This is a genomic window from Peptoniphilus grossensis ph5, from assembly GCF_000311825.1.
In the GTDB taxonomy this organism is placed as follows: Bacteria; Bacillota; Clostridia; order Tissierellales; family Peptoniphilaceae; genus Peptoniphilus_A; species Peptoniphilus_A hominis.
On the sequence record NZ_HE978570.1, the window covers coordinates 26853 to 44780 of the forward strand.

Annotated in this window: 19 protein-coding genes and 2 other annotated features; of the genes, 2 read left to right on the plus strand and 17 right to left on the minus strand. The window is 34.5% G+C overall.

Annotated features, from left to right (window positions below; all coding sequences use genetic code 11):
- The 13 genes from HGPG_RS09305 to thrS form a co-directional block, all read right to left on the minus strand.
- A partial coding sequence (locus HGPG_RS09305; protein WP_051010659.1) for an InlB B-repeat-containing protein occupies nucleotides 1-4558 on the minus strand: 4558 nt, incomplete at its 3' end.
- 670 nt (nucleotides 4559-5228) lie between these two features.
- On the minus strand, nucleotides 5229-5519 hold the full coding sequence (locus tag HGPG_RS09310; RefSeq protein WP_019125816.1) for a rhodanese-like domain-containing protein: 291 nt from the start codon (nucleotides 5517-5519) through the stop codon (nucleotides 5229-5231).
- Between the two features lie 66 nt (nucleotides 5520-5585).
- Nucleotides 5586-5963 (minus strand): RidA family protein, encoded by a 378-nt coding sequence (locus HGPG_RS09315; RefSeq protein ID WP_019125817.1) that lies wholly within the window; start codon nucleotides 5961-5963, stop codon nucleotides 5586-5588.
- A 2-nt stretch (nucleotides 5964-5965) separates the two neighbouring features.
- Nucleotides 5966-6325 carry a ribosome silencing factor gene (gene rsfS, locus HGPG_RS09320; RefSeq protein ID WP_019125818.1) on the minus strand — a complete coding sequence of 120 codons (360 nt, stop codon included), beginning with the start codon at nucleotides 6323-6325 and terminating at the stop codon, nucleotides 5966-5968.
- Nucleotides 6326-6333: 8 nt separating this feature from the next.
- Nucleotides 6334-7212, minus strand: a complete 879-nt coding sequence (locus tag HGPG_RS09325; RefSeq protein WP_019125819.1) for an LCP family protein — start codon at nucleotides 7210-7212, stop codon at nucleotides 6334-6336.
- Nucleotides 7209-7781, minus strand: a complete 573-nt coding sequence (gene yqeK / locus HGPG_RS09330; RefSeq protein WP_019125820.1) for a bis(5'-nucleosyl)-tetraphosphatase (symmetrical) YqeK — start codon at nucleotides 7779-7781, stop codon at nucleotides 7209-7211. Before yqeK ends, HGPG_RS09325 begins: the two co-directional genes overlap by 4 nt.
- The gene (gene nadD, locus HGPG_RS09335) at nucleotides 7771-8379 is read right to left on the minus strand and encodes a nicotinate-nucleotide adenylyltransferase (protein ID WP_036732131.1); all 609 of its coding nucleotides are present in this window, start codon (nucleotides 8377-8379) and stop codon (nucleotides 7771-7773) included. Before nadD ends, yqeK begins: the two co-directional genes overlap by 11 nt.
- Entirely contained in the window at nucleotides 8376-8666 is a 291-nt protein-coding gene (gene yhbY, locus HGPG_RS09340; RefSeq protein WP_019125822.1) for a ribosome assembly RNA-binding protein YhbY, read from the minus strand. The genes nadD and yhbY overlap by 4 nt, the downstream gene beginning before the upstream one ends.
- 19 nt (nucleotides 8667-8685) lie before the next feature.
- Nucleotides 8686-9954, minus strand: coding sequence for a GTPase ObgE (gene obgE, locus HGPG_RS09345; RefSeq protein ID WP_019125823.1), 1269 nt, complete (start codon nucleotides 9952-9954; stop codon nucleotides 8686-8688).
- Between the two features lie 148 nt (nucleotides 9955-10102).
- Nucleotides 10103-10402 (minus strand): 50S ribosomal protein L27, encoded by a 300-nt coding sequence (gene rpmA, locus HGPG_RS09350; RefSeq protein WP_019125824.1) that lies wholly within the window; start codon nucleotides 10400-10402, stop codon nucleotides 10103-10105.
- 1 nt (nucleotide 10403) lies between these two features.
- Nucleotides 10404-10733 (minus strand): ribosomal-processing cysteine protease Prp, encoded by a 330-nt coding sequence (locus HGPG_RS09355; protein WP_019125825.1) that lies wholly within the window; start codon nucleotides 10731-10733, stop codon nucleotides 10404-10406.
- Nucleotides 10733-11038 carry a 50S ribosomal protein L21 gene (rplU, locus tag HGPG_RS09360; protein ID WP_019125826.1) on the minus strand — a complete coding sequence of 102 codons (306 nt, stop codon included), beginning with the start codon at nucleotides 11036-11038 and terminating at the stop codon, nucleotides 10733-10735. The genes HGPG_RS09355 and rplU overlap by 1 nt, the downstream gene beginning before the upstream one ends.
- Nucleotides 11039-11048: 10 nt before the next feature.
- Nucleotides 11049-11116 (minus strand) — a sequence feature (ribosomal protein L21 leader region).
- Nucleotides 11117-11252: 136 nt separating this feature from the next.
- On the minus strand, nucleotides 11253-13163 hold the full coding sequence (gene thrS / locus HGPG_RS09365) for a threonine--tRNA ligase (protein WP_019125827.1): 1911 nt from the start codon (nucleotides 13161-13163) through the stop codon (nucleotides 11253-11255).
- 45 nt (nucleotides 13164-13208) lie between these two features.
- Nucleotides 13209-13387: a binding site (T-box leader), on the minus strand.
- A gap of 145 nt (nucleotides 13388-13532) precedes the next feature.
- On the opposite strand from thrS, the gene HGPG_RS09370 reads away from it, so the two are divergent.
- Complete coding sequence (locus HGPG_RS09370; protein ID WP_019125828.1) at nucleotides 13533-14090, plus strand: hypothetical protein; 558 nt, start codon at nucleotides 13533-13535, stop codon at nucleotides 14088-14090.
- Nucleotides 14091-14115: 25 nt separating this feature from the next.
- Nucleotides 14116-14619, plus strand: a complete 504-nt coding sequence (locus tag HGPG_RS09375) for a hypothetical protein (RefSeq protein ID WP_019125829.1) — start codon at nucleotides 14116-14118, stop codon at nucleotides 14617-14619.
- A 110-nt stretch (nucleotides 14620-14729) separates the two neighbouring features.
- On the opposite strand, the gene HGPG_RS09380 is transcribed toward HGPG_RS09375, so the two are convergent.
- Genes HGPG_RS09380 through HGPG_RS09395 form a run of 4 tightly spaced genes read right to left on the minus strand, consistent with a single transcriptional unit; the run spans nucleotide 14730 to nucleotide 17850 of the window.
- Nucleotides 14730-15416, minus strand: coding sequence for a DUF6873 family GME fold protein (locus tag HGPG_RS09380; protein ID WP_019125830.1), 687 nt, complete (start codon nucleotides 15414-15416; stop codon nucleotides 14730-14732).
- Nucleotides 15413-16159, minus strand: coding sequence for a TrmH family RNA methyltransferase (locus tag HGPG_RS09385; RefSeq protein ID WP_019125831.1), 747 nt, complete (start codon nucleotides 16157-16159; stop codon nucleotides 15413-15415). Before HGPG_RS09385 ends, HGPG_RS09380 begins: the two co-directional genes overlap by 4 nt.
- 46 nt (nucleotides 16160-16205) lie before the next feature.
- Nucleotides 16206-16706 carry a DUF4342 domain-containing protein gene (locus HGPG_RS09390; RefSeq protein WP_019125832.1) on the minus strand — a complete coding sequence of 167 codons (501 nt, stop codon included), beginning with the start codon at nucleotides 16704-16706 and terminating at the stop codon, nucleotides 16206-16208.
- 49 nt (nucleotides 16707-16755) lie between these two features.
- Complete coding sequence (locus HGPG_RS09395) at nucleotides 16756-17850, minus strand: DUF3048 domain-containing protein (protein ID WP_019125833.1); 1095 nt, start codon at nucleotides 17848-17850, stop codon at nucleotides 16756-16758.
- Between the last annotated feature and the right edge of the window lie 78 nt (nucleotides 17851-17928).

Below are 17928 nucleotides of genomic sequence, written 5' to 3' on the forward strand. Positions count from 1 at the left end.
CTTTCTTAACTGTTTGTGCTGGTGTTAATGTGCCAATTTCTTTGCCATCTTTATCTGTTACAGTTACTGATCCGTCATTTCCTACAGTTACTTTTGCATCTGCTGGTAATTTTGGATTTGCATCTTTTACAGCTTTCTTAACAGCTTCTTTTTCATCATCTGTTAAGTGAGATGGGTCAGCTACTTCAACTGGTGTTGTTGGAGCTTTAATCTTTTCAATAACTGTATCATTTTGTGAAAGTTGTCCAACTTTTTTGTTTTCTCCTTCGCCTTGTGTTACTGTTACTGATCCATCGTTTGCTACAGTTATTGTTGCTCCTGCTGGTAGTGTGCTATTGCCACTGCCGTCTTTGTTAGCATCTTCTACTGCTTTTTTTACTGCTGCTTTTTCATCGTCTGTTAAGTTTGTCTTATCTACTACTTCTGTTTTTTCTGGTGCTTTTAAGGCAATAATTTTATCTTCAGCTGTTGCTTGTCTAACTGTTTTAGCTGGTTCGATAGTTTTATTTTCATCTTTTCCCATTGGTACTGTTACTGTACCATCATCAGCGACTTTGATTTCTTCGTATGTGAAACCTAGGTCTTTGTTAGCTGCCATAACTGCATCTTTAACAGCTCGTTTTTCTGCATCTGTAAGTTTTGCAGGATTTGATACTGTTGTTATTGCAGGGTCATTTAATGTTTTGCCAGCTCTATCAAATGGTTTTACGGTGTCTTTGCCTTCTAATTTACCAGTCTTAGTACCATCTGTAACTTTTACATTACCATTATTATCAACTACAATTGTTGCTGTGTCTGGTAATGAGTTTTTTGCTTTAACTGCTGCAGCAACTTTATCTCTTTCTTCTTGTGTTAAATTAGTAGTATCTTTTACTTCAGTCTTTTCAGGAGCTGTTAAATCAAGAATTGTATCTTTTTGTACAACTGTTTGATCAGGTGTAAATGAACCTACCTTACCACCTTGGTTAATTTTTACAGATCCGTCATCATTTACTGTAATATCTTCATCTGTAAAGTTTCTGTCTGGGTTGGCTTCCTTAATAGCCTCTTTAACAGCTTGTTTTTCTGTATCAGTTAACGCTTTTGCATTTTCAACTTTTACAGGTTCTTTTGGTGGGTTGAAGTTGTTTTGAACTTCTTTTTGTTTAACAGTCTTTTCTGGTGATAATGTTGCTGTCTTACCATCTTTAGTTTTTACTGTAACTGTACCGTCGTCTGCAACTGTAATGTCAGCTTTTGTTAGAGTTGAGTTAGCTGCAATAACAGCATCTGCTACTTTGTCTTTTTCATCTGAAGTTAAATTCTTAGTGTCTTTTACTTCAACAGGTGTTGGATCATTTAATTGTAATTCTTCAGCAGTCTTTTCCCAAACTGCATAAACAGTTTTTGCTGCTGTTACATTATTTAAGATGTTAGCATCAGCTTCTGTAGCGTCTTTTGTTGCTGCCCACCCTTTAAATGTATAACCTTCTCTAGTTGGATTTTCTGTTGGTGCTGTAGCATTTCCACCTTCTACTTTAACTGTTACTTGATCCTTATCACCAAACTTACCTTGATTAGCATCAAAGGTAACCGCTACATCTTCTGAATAGATAGCATAGACAACCAAATGTTTTGTTACAGGTGTTTCATTAGTAAAGATTTGATCTTTGCTTAATTTGGCAAAAGCATCAGCTGTAACTACTGCCTTATCTCCTAAAGCTGTCTTACCTGCTTCAGTAACCCAACCTAAGAAGTTCTTTCCTGCTAGTGTTGGTGCTTCTGGGAATTTGTCGCCAGTATTTGCTTCAACATTTGCACCTTCGAAACCATTAGCTGCGTAGCCTTCTTCTCCGTAGAACTCAGTGTTATCTGGAACGATTTTTACTTCTTTATCTTTACCATCAGCAAGTTTACCAGTATTTGCATCAAACAATACCCTTGCTCTAACTCTTGTTTCTAATAGGTCAGATGGAAGTGATGATCCGTCAGATGCAGTTGAAACAAACTTCATATCTTTTAATAAAGTTAGTGGTGTTTCTGTCTTATCTTCTGAATGATAAGGAAGCATCTTTGTAAGGTCTACCTTGTATTCGTAAGCTCTGTATTCTTTGTTATCTCCTGCAAAGTGAGGGTCAAAGATATTTGCCTTAGGAATAGTGATTTTCTTGCTTACATCTTCGCCGACTAAGTTACCCTTGTCATCGTATTCATTTTCGGCAGCTTGAACCTTAGCAAATAATTTTCCTATCTTGCCTTCTTCGTAAAGAGTTCTTACCTTACCACCGTCGTATTTTGTATAACCAACAAATTCCTTTGTATCCTTTTTGAAGTCATCGTTATTAGCCGGTAGTGCTTTTGGATCCTTATAGAAGTCATCAGTTCCTTCTGCATAATCATTTGTGAATAACAATTGATATGGTGTGTAAAGTGATTTATTTACTGAAAGTATTGAAGATGTATCAGAGGAATCAGTCCAAGTAAGCTCTTTAACTCTTTCAGTAGACTTTTCTATTGTTCTATATTTAAACCAAGATGTTTGATCTTCAAGTTTATTGTCATTTTCATCGTAAGATTCCACGATTATATCTGCACCTGGTGTTAATTTCTTTGTATTGATATAGAAGTTACCGCCAGATGATAATATTGATCCATTTGTACCAGGGTCCATTACCCTATCTTTGTTGTCAAATTTCCATAATCCTTTAGGTTCAAACTTCTTTTCAGCTTTTGTTCCGTCTGCAAGAGTGTATTTTAGAATGTAGTAACCCTTTTTTCCTTCCTTATAAAGGTGCATATTGATATTTCTATCTTTTTGCAATTTAAGAGTCGCTCCACCTTCATTTAATTTAGTTCCGTTGTGGATTTCAAGGAAGTTTACAGGGTCTTTGTGATCCTTAGTATAAGGCATGAAAATTTTTAGCTTGTCGCCGGACTTGACAGTTGCACCTTCTCTAAGGTCAAACTTAAAGATACCGTCAGCAAATTTTTCAATCTTTTCTATACCCTTGTCGCTTGTTATATAGTAAGAATAATAACCCTGTTGCTTTCTAATGATTGCGTCTTCGTTACCGATTTGAAGCATTATTTGGCCACCCGTAGGGTCACTAGTGGTATCAATTATATAGGATTCGCCCTCTTGAGCTGTATATCCACTGTCATATTCTTTTTCATAGACAACCCATCCATCTGTGTTTGGATTAGTCCAGCCAGATATCATAGAGTAATCAAGCTTTCTAGTCTTATTTCCTCCGCTTAAATCATCTCTACCTGCAAATGTATCCTCAAACTTTGATTTGTCTACAACATAGTCTATACCAGTGATGTAGTATCCTTGAATCATTGTGTATTGGTCGTGGTCAGTTACTTCAACTTTCTTTACATCATCTTTTTGGAAGTCATGAGTTCCAATAACAAGGTAAGCAAGATTTCCATCAGCTGTTTTGTTAAAGTCTTTTAGCTTAATGCCCACATTGTGTGACCATTTTGATTTTAATCTTGTATTTTTAAAGACATTAACATAAGCTACATTGCCGTCTTTATCAGGCTTTAGATAGTTAAGCAGATTAGCATCAAAGGCTTGTGTAAAGGCAATTTGTTCCCCACCAACTGTTGGTATCTTATCGTTGCCTGCTCTTTGACCTGTATATTGTGTTCTAATTATACCTAAATTAGACTTGTCTTCGTATTGGTCTGGATTGGCAATAAATTCTGACATAAATGACTCTTGAGCAGTTGCATTTTTACCGTCTTTTTGGTAACCACCCTTGATGAATAATCTATTTACCTTATCTTCAAGAGAAACTGATGTTGTCTTTGTATAGGTAGAATAGTCCATAGACGTTCCCTTAGGTGCATAGGAGTAAACTCTAACACCCTTGGTGTCGGTAAGTCTCATTTGAACGATGTAGTTCCTTTGACCTAAATCTTCAATTGTAACGCCTTCTTTTAAAACTAGGTTAATAGGAAGGTTCTTTCTTTGGTTGGTTAAGTCACCTCTTGCTTCGCCTAAATCAACCTCTCTTTCCTTTCGGTCATTCACAGGTGTTAGCGGATATATTCCACTTTCATTACCTGCTACAGTCAAACCAACCATGTAGGATTTGTCATAGTCGATGTATTTGTCGAGTTCGCCGAAATTAAAGCGAGCCCTATACCAAACAGCAGTTGCTGCTGAACCCTTTTCCTTGTAAACAAGTCTAAGTACAGTTCTGCCATTGGCATCGACAAAGTTACCGTCGTAATCAATGTCGGTCATTTCGACTGGGTCGGATGTTGTAACCCTCACTAGTCTTTGATTGTCGCCTACGGGCCAACGGGACTTGTCTTTAATTTTGTTTTCCCAGTTAGCTTTTTTGTAATATGTTGCACTAGATAAGGCATCAGGTGTTGATTCTCTTAAAGGTGCTTTTTGTGCAGCAGGTGTTTTTTCTCCTTCAATTTCTATAGCATTATTAAGTCCTGCTGGACTAGCAAATACATTGTAAGGTATCATGCTTGCTAGCATTACGCCCGACAAGGCATAAGCGGCAACGCGATTGGCATTTGCCTTTGCTTTTATTTTTTTCTTATTATCCATTATTTCTCCTTTCAATTTTAAGTTATTAGCTTCTTAATTTTTAAGTTATTAAACTCTTTATTAAGTTATTGACTAATTATTTTTTAAGTTATAAACTTCTTACTTTATTAATAAATAATCCTTTAATACACCCCAGAATATCATCTCCCTTTATCTGAAAGCGTAAACCTATTTTTTAAAATTTTTTGTAAGATATATTGCTTTTGCTTTATGCTCCAGAATTTTTATTTATACGGGTTTATTATACTAAATAAAAAGGATTTTTTCAATTTTTGAAAATTAAAAATTCCCGAAATTTCAAGGAATTTAGATGTTTTTATACCCCCCCCCCAGTAAAAATTGTGTAAATTTTATACAAACTTTTAGTATAATTTCAGTGTGACTATAGATTTATAGTCTATACTTTGGCTTTAAGTCTAATTTCAAATTTTTTTATTTTTTTACAGGAAAAAGTTTTATTTTTCATACTTTTTTCTTCAAATACGCAATTTCATATAAATTTTTTAAGTTTATATAAAATTTCAGAAAATTTTTAGACACAACTATTTTTTTCTTGCAATATTTTTGAATTTTTAATTTTTATAGCAATAATAATTTTTTAATAGGCAAGCTAAAAAATCCCACAAGTTTTTCTCTTGTGGGATTCTTTTCTAATTTTTTATAATATTTTTTATTTTACTAATTTTCCTTTATACTTTATAATTCCACCCTTAAGGTTTATTACATCATAGCCAAGCTCACTTAGGTAAGATGCCACTTCATAGGATCTTCTTCCACTTCTGCAGAGGATATAAATTTCTCTGTCTTTTGGGATCTTGTTTAAGTTATTTGGCACCATCATCATGGGAATGTGAACTGCCCCTTTTATTGTTCCCGTCTCAAATACTTCTTCATCTTCACGCACATCTATGACAAAGGCATCACTAATCTTATCAATATCATTTACATTTATCTCTTTCATTTTTCACCACTTATATTTTAATATTTTTTATAAAAAAAGACCCCGAAGGGTCTATTATTGAAATAATTATTTTACTGCTATTGCTTCGATTTCGATTAAAGCTTTCTTTGGAAGGTTAGCTACTTCAACACATGATCTTGCTGGTTTGTGTTCTGTAAAATATTCTGCATAAACTTCATTTACTGCTGCAAAATCATTTACATCGTCTAAGAAAATATTTACTTTAAGAACCTTGTCCAAGCTTGATCCTGCTTCTTCTAAGATTGCCTTGATGTTGTCAAGACTTCTTGCAGTTGCCTTTTTGATGTCGTCAGATACAAGTTCTCCAGTTTCAGGTACTAGTGGAATTTGTCCTGATGTGAAAATAAATCCGTTAACTTCTGTTGCTTGTGAATAAGGACCTACTGCTGCAGGTGCTTTATCAGTGTGTAGTGTTTTAACCATTATTATTCCTCCTCATTTTCATGATCATGGTTTTTGTTGTCGCTATCTTCCCACAATCTTTCGAGATTATAATATTCTCTCTCATCCTTGTGGAATACATGTACTATTATATCACCAAAATCTAAAATTATCCATCTGCTTGAATTTTTGCCTTCAGTGTTCATAGGCTCTTCGCCTTGTTCTGAAAGTTTTTCGTCGATTTCCCTAGCAAGGGCATATACTTGTGCTGAGGAGTTTCCACTTACGATCACAAAATAATCTGCGATAGAAGTCATGCCCCCTATGTCCAAAACTTTTGTATCGATTCCTTTTTTTGATTCACAAGATTTTAAAATAATATCTAATTTTTCTTCTACTGTCATTTTGCCTCCTATTTAAAATTATATTCTAAAAGCATTACATTTATTTTTTTCTCGTCTGGAATGAAATAAGAAATTCCACCTATATATTTTGGGCTGCCTGGAAGTGTATTTGTTGTTATGTCCTCTGTGCCTATGCTGCGCATATTGGCTGCCACCTTAATAAGTTTTTTTACTGGAATATTATTTTCAGAGTAGTTTACATAAGAGCCTATGAGGAAGGGTGCCTTTAATAAAGTCTTTGGTTCCTTCATCTTAGATAAAAGTGACGCCATAAATTGTTGCTGTGCCTTTACTCTGCCAAGGTCTGCGTCCTTGTAACCCTTTCTAAATCTTAAAAATCCAATGGCATCGTAGCCATTAAGTGTTTGTGTCCCCTCTCTTATGTCAATTGTTAGAGGTGGATCTGCTGTTGGATCTTCATACTTCATGTCTAGTGGCACATCAACTGTGACTCCGCCAATTTTATCTACTACATCTTCTACAAATCTGTAGTCAACTGTGACATAATATTTTATATCTGTGCCAAGAAGGTTATTTACAGTGTCAAGGGTTAGCTCACTTCCTCCATACTTAAAGGAGTGGTTGATTTTTGTCTTTTTGTAACCTTTGATCTTTGTGTAAGTGTCCCTTGGGATTGAAATTATATTTACCTTTTTGCTCTTGCCATCTACATTTACTACCATAATTGTATCTGACCTGGCATTATCTGCTTTTTTTGAGTCAAGAGAGTCCACTCCAAGCATTAAAAATTGAAGATTTTCTCCATCTTGGTCTAGCTTGCCCTCGTCTTCATTTCCTAGGAAATAAAAGTATCCTGCGACTCCTGCTAGTGCCAAGACCAGTACGACTATTATTGTCGTTATAAAAGCTTTAAAAAAAGTTTTCAAATATTCATCTCCTTATAGTAATTCCTAGCAAGGACTGTTTCAACTACTATGTAATTGTCTCGTTCTACTAAAAATTTTAGGGTGTTATTTAGTGCGAAATACATGGCAGCGTCTAAGTCTTTATTGGCAAGTTCCCTTGCCCTTTCTACGCCGTCAAAATTTCTCAAGGGCTCAATATAATCTGCCAAAAAAATTATTTTTTCTAGGTCAGACATATTGGCTCTGCCAGTTGTGTGATAAGTAATGGCATTTAAAATATCCTCATCATCTATGCCATAAAATTCCCTTGCAAATAGGGCGCCAAGATAAGAGTGAATGATTTGGGGAGCCTTCATCATCTCCTTAGTTAGGAGGAGATTACTTTCCTTGGCTGCTTTAATTAGGTTTTTCTTATCTCTTATTTTTGCACAATCGTGTAAGAATCCAGCAATTTCTGCCTTTTCCAGGTCTACATCGTGAATATTTGCAAGCTTTACGGCTGTGTCTTTTACCCTTATTGTGTGAAGAAATCTCTTTTCGCCAATTCTCTCGCGAATTTCATTCTCATACTTTTTTAAATCATAGGTCATTTTTATAAAACCCGCTTTCCTTAATATAATTCACAACTTCTTCAGGAATTAAATATCTAACAGATTTTTTATCTCTAATTCTATCTCTAAGTTCAGTTGAAGAAATTTCGTAGAGTGGGGTGTGAATAATTTCCACACTAGTCCCATAATTTTCTCGCAAAAATTTTAATTCTCTATTTATCTCTTCGATGTCTATATATTTTGGTCTCAGTGCCACAACAAATTCAATTTCCTTTGAAAGTTCTTCTATTTTTTTCCAAGTTTTAAGTTGAAAAAGTGTGTCTAGACCTATTAAGAAAAATAATTTTTCTTCTTTATAAATTTTTTTTAGTTCTCTAACTGTATCAACAGTGTAGGATAATTTTACCCTCTTAGTTTCTATGTCAGAGATTTCAAAATTTGGATTGGACTCTATGGCGAGCCTTACCATGTCATACCTGTCCTCTGCCGAAACATCAAGGTCCTTGTGAGGAGGATTGCCCGTTGGTATAAAAATAATTTTGTCGAGACCAAGCTCTTCCTTTAAATATTCACAAATCATGAGATGACCGTAGTGAATGGGGTTAAAAGTTCCTCCAAAAATTCCATATTTTTTCATGGCAATTCTATTTTTTTATTTTCCTTAGATTCTCTATAAATTGTAAGTTTCTTGCCAATTTTTTGCACAAATTCTGCTCCAGTTTTTTCTAATATTTCGTCAACAATTTCATCAACTTCTACTGGTGCATTTTGCAAAACTTTTATCTTTACAAGCTCATGATCCTCTAAAAGTTTATCTATTTGATTTAAAAAGCCTTCATTGATGCCATCTTTTCCCAGTTGGATAAGTGGATCCATGTTGTGAGCAAGGCTCTTTAAATATGATCTTTCTTTTCCTCTTAACATTCTTTCTCCTATCTATTATTTATTCAAAAAATTCAAATTCGTAGCCGCCGATAAACACAGAGCATCCATCTTCTGCCCCAAGTTCTTCCAATTTTTCAACAACTTTATTTTTTCTAAGATTTTCTTGGAAATATTTAAGTGAGTCGTAATCGTCAAAATTTGTGGAGCGAAGAAGTTTGTCGATATAAGGTCCTTCAACAAAGTATTCGCCATTATCTTTAAATACTCTTATGCCTTCTTCTCTTGTAACTTCTTCCACATGCTCTTCATCGTAGGTCTTGTAGTCACTATAATCTACTTCTTTTAGCTTATTATATGTTAGCTTCATTAATTTGTCCAAATTTTTTGTAGTTGCACAAGAACCTGCTATAATGTCGTATTTGTCGCCAAGTTCTTCTTCCAATTTTTTTAGATTTTCTTGGGCACCTGGCATATCCATTTTGTTGGCAAAAATAATTTGCTTCTTTTCGCCTAACTTTTCATTGTATCTCACAAGTTCTTCGTTGATCTTATAAAAATCCTCAAGAGGGTCCCTGTATTCAGAGCCAGAAATGTCAAGGACATGGATTAAAATTCCAGTTCTCTCAACATGTTTTAAAAACTCGTCGCCAAGTCCAATTCCTTCAGATGCCCCTTCAATAAGACCAGGTATGTCTGCAATTACAAAGGATTCACCTTCATCAATCCTTACAACTCCAAGGTTTGGAGAAAGAGTAGTGAAGTGATAGTTTGCAATCTTTGGAGTGGCAGATGTCACTATGGAAAGTAGGGTTGACTTGCCTACATTTGGAAAACCAACAAGTCCAACATCGGCGAGAAGTTTTAATTCTAAAATTACTTCCCTTTCTTCCCCAACATTTCCTGCTTGGGCAAAGGCTGGGGCTTGTCTCGTTGATGTCTTAAATCTTGCATTGCCAAGACCGCCCTTGCCGCCCTTACATACAGTGACAGCCATATTATTTTCCTTTAAGTCGTAGATGACGCCCTTAGTATTTGCATCTCTAATTAAAGTTCCAACGGGAACTTTTAAGATTATGTCCTCGCCATCTCTTCCAAATTTTAATTTGCTCATGCCGTTTTGTCCATTTTCGGCCTTGTATTCTCTTTTGTATCTAAAATCCATCAAGGTGTGAAGTCCAGAGTCCGTCATTACAATTACGCTTCCGCCTCTTCCACCGTCGCCTCCAGCAGGTCCACCAGCTGGTTCAAACTTTTCTCGTCTCCAAGCGACAGCGCCATCTCCACCTTTTCCGGCTTTTAATTTTATTTTTGCTATATCTATAAACATTTTAACCTCGCATTTTCTAAAATTATATCATAGAATTAACACTGAATTGTAGTGAAAACTTGAACCTTGTGTCAAATATGTAAAATCTTGGTGAAATTTTAGATTTTACAAAGAAAAAAATAAAAGCAAGGTTTCCCTTGCTTCATCTTTATGCTAATTCAACTTTTTCTTCTTCGTAAACATTGGCGAATTTCTTTCCGCCCTTGCCCTTAGTTGTGAATCTCACAATTCCATCAGCTGTAGCAAATAAAGTGTCATCAGAACCCTTCATAACATTTTCGCCTGGATGGATTTTTGTTCCTCTTTGTCTAACTAAGATGTTGCCTGCTAGAACAAATTGACCGTCGCCTCTTTTAACTCCAAGTCTCTTTGAGTTTGAATCACGACCGTTCTTAGAAGAACCTGCTCCCTTTTTTGAAGAAAAAAGCAATAAATCAAATTTAATCATTTTACACCTCCACGATCTTTAGTGTCAAATATTCTGGGTAAGCTTCATCGATAAGCTCAATTCCCATTATCATAAATTCAAAACAAGTTTGAATATCTTTTCTTTTAAAAATATCACTATTTAAAATTTCTATTTTCAATAATCCGTCGCCCTGCCTGTCTTTAATTTCACTTTCACAAACTCCAAATTTATTTATCAGTGTAAAATAAAGAGTTTGAGTGAGAGTAGAAATGCTGGAGCAGACAATTTTATCAAATTCGCCCTCTGCATGACCACAAGACTTAAATCCACAGTAATAATCGCCCTTTTTGTAAAGGTCAATACTAGTCATTAGTTAATACCTGAAATTTCAACTAAAGTGTATGGTTGACGGTGTCCGTTTTTCTTTCTTTCGTTTTTCTTAGATTTGTATTTGTAAACAACAACTTTTTTGTTCTTACCTTGTGCCAATACCTTAGCTTCTACTTTTGCACCATCAACAAATGGAGCACCAACTTTAGGTTCATCACCTGAAACAAAAAGAACTTTGTCAAAAGTTACCTTGTCGCCTTCTTTAACATCTAATTTTTCAACTTTAATTTTGTCACCAGCTTCAACAACATATTGTTTTCCGCCTGTTTCAATAATTGCGTACATTGTAGCACCTCCTCATTACAAGACTCGCCATTATAGGCACCTAAGTTTAAAACCTATTCTGTGCGGTTACATCAATGTATTTTATCACAAGGACTTGGCTTTGTAAAGAAATTATTTGCTATTTTTAGACAAATCCTCATAAAAAAATAAGCAGGCTTTCACCTGCTTAGATTTTATCTTTATTTAATAAGATTTTCAACTGAAATTTTTAAAATTAGTCAGTTATTGTCTTGTTTTTGATTTCTTCTTTTAGTGATGCGATAAATTCATCTACATCAACGCCATCAATTTCTTCGCCATTTCTCTTTCTAACAGAAAGTTTGCCAGAAGTTTCTTCTTTTTCACCAATTACTAGCATGTAGTTAATCTTCTTAACTTGTGCTTCTCTAATCTTGTAGCCAACTTTTTCTGTACGACCATCAAGGTGAACTCTAAGTCCTTCAGCGTGAAGTTTATCTGCAATTTTTTCTGCAAAGTCTTTGAATTTGTCAGATACAGGGATAACTTCAACTTGTACTGGAGATAACCATAGTGGGAATTTTCCTGCAAAGTGTTCGATTAGGATACCCATAAATCTTTCAACTGAACCAAGTAGGGCTCTGTGAAGCATAACTGGTCTCTTTCTTTCTCCATCTTCATCAACATAAGTTAAGTCAAAGTTTTCTGGAAGTTGGAAGTCAAGTTGGATTGTACCACATTGCCAAGTTCTTCCAATGGCATCTTCTAGGTGGAAGTCAATCTTAGGACCATAGAAAGCTCCGTCGCCTTCGTTAATTGTGTATGGAAGTTTCTTTTCTTCTAGGGCTTCCTTAAGTGATTTTTCAGCCAAGTTCCATGATTCAATGTCGCCCATGAAGTCATCTGGTCTTGTTGAAAGTTCAATTGTATATTTAAAGCCGAAAGTGCTGTATAGGTAATCAGCAAGGTCAATCATCTTAAATACTTCGTCTTTAACTTGTGAGAATAAGCAGTAAACGTGGGCATCATCTTGAGTAAATGTTCTTACTCTAAATAGTCCGTGTAGGGCTCCAGAAAGTTCGTGTCTGTGAACAATTCCGTATTCAGCAAGTCTAATTGGAAGGTCTCTGTAAGAGTGATTGTTTGAATTGTAAACTAAAATTGAGCCTGGGCAGTTCATTGGTTTTACTGCATAATCTCCGTCATCAATTTTTGTAAAATACATATTGTCCTTGTAGTGATCCCAGTGTCCTGATCTGTGCCACAAAGCTTCGTTTAAGATAATTGGAGTTAGGATTTCTCCGTAACCATTTTCGTTTAGAACTCCTCTCCACCATTCAAGTAGAGTGTTTCTCAAAATCATTCCATTTGGATGGAAGAATGGGAAGCCAGGTCCTTCTTCGTGCATGCTAAAGAGGTCAAGTTCTTTTCCAAGTTTTCTGTGGTCTCTCTTTTCAGCTTCTTCGCGTCTTTCAATATATTCATCTAATTGTTTTTGTTTTTCAAAGGCAATACCATAGATTCTTTGTAGCATTTTGTTATTAGAATCGCCTCTCCAATAAGCACCAGCTATGGAAAGAAGTTTTATTGCCTTAACTTTTTTAGTTGATAGAAGATGAGGTCCCTTGCAAAGGTCAGTGAAGTCACCAATCTTATACATAGTGATTTTTTCATCTTCTGGAAGGTCTTCAATTAGTTCAACCTTATATTCTTGATTTTGTTCCTTGAAGTATTTAAGTGCTTCTTCTCTTGAAACTTCAATTTTTTCTACTGGAAGATCTTTTTTAGCAAGTTCCTTCATCTTGTCTTCAATTGCCTTTAGGTCTTCATCTACAAATCTGTGTTCAAGGTCTAGGTCATAGTAGAAGCCTGTTTCAGTTGCAGGTCCAATGGCAAATTTTGCTTCTGGATAAAGTTCCTTAATTGCATAAGCCATTAAGTGAGATGCAGTGTGCCATAAAATTTTCTTTCCTTCAATGTCATCGAATTTTACAACTTTGAAGTGAGCATCTTCATAAACTTCATCGTCAAGTCCTAAAATTTCTCCATTGACAACAGCTCCAAGGGAATCTCTAAGAAGTCCTTGGGAGATGTCTCCAGTAATTTTACTTACCTTTACGCCACTTTCATATTCCTTTTGTGATCCGTCTGGGTATTTAATTATCATCATATCCTCCTAAAATTAAAAAATAAAATAAAAAAAGTCATCATCCCAAAGGACGATGACCGTGGTTCCACCTTAATTAAACTCAAGGGATTTAACGCATCCATACGCCATAGTTTGCTATGGGGCTCCAAGTTAGTTTTCAAAAATATAAAATTGGAAACTTGCACCAGCCGTTTCCTCTCTAAGAATTTTATATAATTTACTCTTCTTATCAAAGCCATTTTTAAAATTGCTATTATAATATCACTTTTTTTTTATTTTTCAAGTATCATTTTTTTATCATTGATATTAAATATATCTACTGATATAATTTTATTATAATGATCTATTAATAAATTATTAGGATATTGAATGAGAAAGGAGAACTTTATGAAAAGGAAAATTTTTAATTGTTTGATGATCTTTATTCTTGTGATTTCTATTTTTATACCAGTATCTGCAAGTACAGAAATTTTAGAAAAAAATGATGCTTTTGAAGAAATTATAATTATTCCTATTGAAAATTACTCAAATGATGAGAATTTCGAAGTCGAATTAGGAAGTATATCAGATTCTAATAACAATGAACTTTATAGAAGCAAAGTTGGAGCAACAAAATTAAGTGCATCAGTTTATCGAAGTGGAAAAACTAATGAATGCGAAATATACTTACGTTGGAGTGGCATAGATTCTTATAATGCTTGGAGGTTTTCACGTATTGATGTTGAAAATGGCAGTTTTATGAATTATAAAAATTTTGGACCAATTTCTGGTCGTACTGTTCACCCAGATGTTACAAATATGGGTTTTGTAAAATTAGCAGATGTGAATATACCATATAGCCAAAAAAATGTGATTTTAAGGTTTTCAAATTTAATGGGTTATAATATGACTAAAGGCTATTGGTTGTCCGCAGATCTTCACCCTGGTCTTGTTGGCATAAAATAATCATTTGAGGAGATTTAAAAGTAAAATGAACTATGAAACCCAAATTAAAATGTTCAAGCACTTAATTCCTATTGGCGAGAGAGATTCAAAAGAGCTTATAAGTTATCTCAAAAATAAATTTGACCTTGTTGAACTTAATTTTTCAGAATTACCTCCTTACAAGAAGTATATGCTTAGTGAAAATGCAAAGTATTTCGTTGGAAATATTAAGTTAAATGTTGAGATAAAAGATATGTCCTTTCGTCTCTTTAAAATTATAGAAAATGAAAAAAGTGTAGAATATGTAGATCCACATGAAGCTGAACATGGTAATTTTCTTTTTTTTATAATTGAAGAAAAGACTAAATATATGTGTTCAAACAGTGGTAAACTTCTAATAGAGATGAAATATGTTTCTGGTGTTTCTAAGGAATCTTACTTTGAAGAAGATGATGTATTTAAAGATTTGCTTTCTAAGTTAATGTTTGATTATATCGATTTCAATAAGTTTTTATATAAAAAAATTCTTCACAAAAAAATAAATAGATAGTATATGTTTATAAATATCCTAATAATTATATTATAAATAAAAGATGGTATGTAGAAGGGAATTAACACTTCTACATACCATCTTTTATATTTTCCATTTTTACAAAAGTTTTAAATAAAATAAATAGAACCAAAATCTTCTATTGTTTCATCTGATAAAATTTCAATTTCATAATTATATTTTTTTATTATTTTTAAAATTTCTTCATAGGATGAGTGATGAGAAAAATCTCCTGTGAAGAATATTTTTTTGTCCAAGACTCCACTTGCCCCACCGATGAAACCATAGTTAAAGTTTTGAAGCCTAATCTCCCCATGCTTTATTTTATAAATTGGTATAAAATCCCTTAGGCTTTCATAAATTCCTCCGTCACTTGTAATGATAAAGTCCTCTGTCACAAGCGAGGAGCACTTGCCATAGCCCTGCTTAATGTCTATCAATTCATAGGCAGAATTTTTATAATAATCCAAGAGAACTTGATCTGTGAATTTTAAGTTGTGGATGAAATAATTTTTAAAAGTGAAGGCATTTAGGGGCACATCTTTTGGATACTTTTTTGACAAACTTGAATGTGATGGAAGAATCTTTTTGTCTGGTAAAATTTTTTTGTAGTATTCTAAATTTTCCCTATCGACAACAAGTTCTCCACTTGGAAGTGGGTGGACTAATATATCTGTGTGAGTGTCAAGCCCCCTTAAAAGGTTTTTGTTGGCACGAGTCCTCACTACTTCTCCATAAGCTTTTAATTTTTCGGCAGAGTCTTCTGGAAAGTTTTCTGCCACAATTATATATTTCATTTCATCATCTCGTAAATTATTATTGATGCCGCAACATTTGCATTTAAGGAGTCAACATTCTCTGAGATTGGAATGTTTAAAAAACCCTTGGCATGGGACATTAAAAAGTCGGATACTCCCTTTGCCTCGTTGCCAATTACAACAATGTCCTTGTCCTTAAATTTATAGTCCCTTGTGGATCTTGAGTTGTTAAGTGAAGTTGCAATAATATTAAAATCTAAATTCACCAAATCTTCCCGGCTCATAAAATAAATTGGGACCCTAAAAATCGATGACATGGAGGACCTAACTGTCTTTGGATTGTATAAATCGCAGGAGTTTGGCGAAATAATTAGTCCATCAAGGCCAAAGGCATCAGCAGATCTTATCATTCCTCCAAGATTTCCCGGCTCTCTTATGTCATCTAAGTACAAAAATTTTCCAGACTCTTCATGAAACTCTCTGTGGACCTCACTGTAATAGGCGATTATGCCAGGTGAAGTCACTGCATCGCAAAGATTTTTGAAAATATTGTCTGAAAAAATAAATAAGTCTTCTTCCTTCACTCTTTTTCTTATGTCAGGAAATTTATTTTCCTTAAAGGAAGACTCGTTAATGGCAATATATTTGGGTCTAAAGTCCCTTGCCTCTTCCATTACCACAGGCTTTTCCACCATAAAAAGTCCATGCTCTTGCCTGTATTTTTTTTCCTTTAAACTCTTTAAAAATTTATAGGTCTCATTGTTTTTACTTGTGATTATCATTTTGCTCCTCGCCTTAAAGAAAAAAGCCCCGCAGGGCTCTTCAATTTTATTTGAATTTACTTTTATCTTTTAAATATTCTTTGACATCAATGACTTCGCCATTTTCCATAATTATTTTAAAGGAGTAGTCATAAACATAGGCTGCAGAAAGTCCAATAAGTGATGCAGGAAGCGCCAAAATCATTCCAATAGCAGATGTAGTTAGGGAAAGAGATAAAACTGTTTCATTGTCTTTTTCAACAAGTAGTCTGCTTGCGTTGCCCTTTCTCCAAATTTCCTTTATTGCATCAACAATTTCGTCAAGATAATTTATAACTTCGTCAACATATTCTCTGCCAGTTTTTCCTTGGCGACTTTCGTAGGATTCTTTTTCCTCTTCGCTTTCGAAAACCTTTGAAGCCTCAGCTGCCTCTTCGTATCTTCCTTCATTGATAAATTTTATAGCGTCATCAACATCGCCATCGCTATCAAGTAGTGCCTTTCTGACAATTTCATAGGATGCTCCAGTAGTATTAATAACATAGTCAATTTTTGTCATATTAATCATAATATCACCTCTTGTTAATATTTACCCAAGAAAAATATTTTAAAAATTATTATTTCTCAGCTTGGTCTTCTGCCTTTGAATTAGCATTTGCAGAAGAATCTTGGCCTTCAGCTTGTGGAACTTGGTAAACTGCGTCCTTTTCTTCATCAACTATGGAGAAGAAAGTTCTGCCTGGGTAGAATTTAACTTCAGTACCATCAGGATACTTTAAGATAGTCCTTGCATCTTCATTTTCCTTTTCCCAAGTTATAGGAGCAAGCTTTCCCTTTTGAAGAAGAAGTCCTGAGCCGCTTCCTATATTTGCCATTTTTAAAGTTCCCTTAGGCCCAGCTACAACTCCCTTTTGGAATAAAACAACTAGGTTATCTGTAGAAAATTCTTCGCCACTTGCTTCATCAATAACAGGCTCTCCTTGGCGAATGTATTTATATTTTCCACTTGCCTCATCGTAGATAAAATTAGTCTTATAATTTTGGTTAAAGTTTAGTGTGATTTCTCCCACATCAAGTCCTTCGATATTTGCTTCCTTGTCATAAAAATTTAGTGATACAGTGTTGTCATTTACATCGACGCCCTTTTTCTCAACTAAATAATTTTCAAGTTCAGGAAGGGAAATATATCCATTGTGGGGTGCGCGCTTGCCAACATCTTTATTTCTGTGGAAGACTATTCCTTCAAGGGCAATTCCATCAAGATCAACAACTTGTCTATTTCTAACTTCAGCAAGTCCTGCTTCAGAGCCGCCCCAGTGAGCATAAATTGCATTGTATTCCTTGGCAGTTTGCACAAAGTAAGGTCTTGCAGAACGAACTGGTCCAACATTTTCTGGGAAATTACTTTGGAAGAGTGCCATATATCTTGTGAATTCGCCTTCAACTCTGTACTCATAAATTATGTCAGCCTTAGAAATTTGTGCTTGAGGTCTTGCATCGTCGTGGTTGTCGAGCATTACTGCAAAAATCTTTTTCTTGGCTTGTTCTTCATTATCTCTTTCTTCATGAGTAAGTGGTGTGTAGTAAACTATTTTTTCTGGTTCTTTTTTCTCTTCTTCCTTAGGTGCATTGGCAGTCTCTGTGTTTTTGTTGCATGCAATTAGTGAAGTCGCCACTAAAGTCATAAGTAAAAGTTTTTTTAATTTTTTCATTGTCTCTCCTCTTTCTGATTTCTTTTATGTATTAACTTAATTGTAGTTTATAAAGGTCAATATGTAAACAAAGTATTA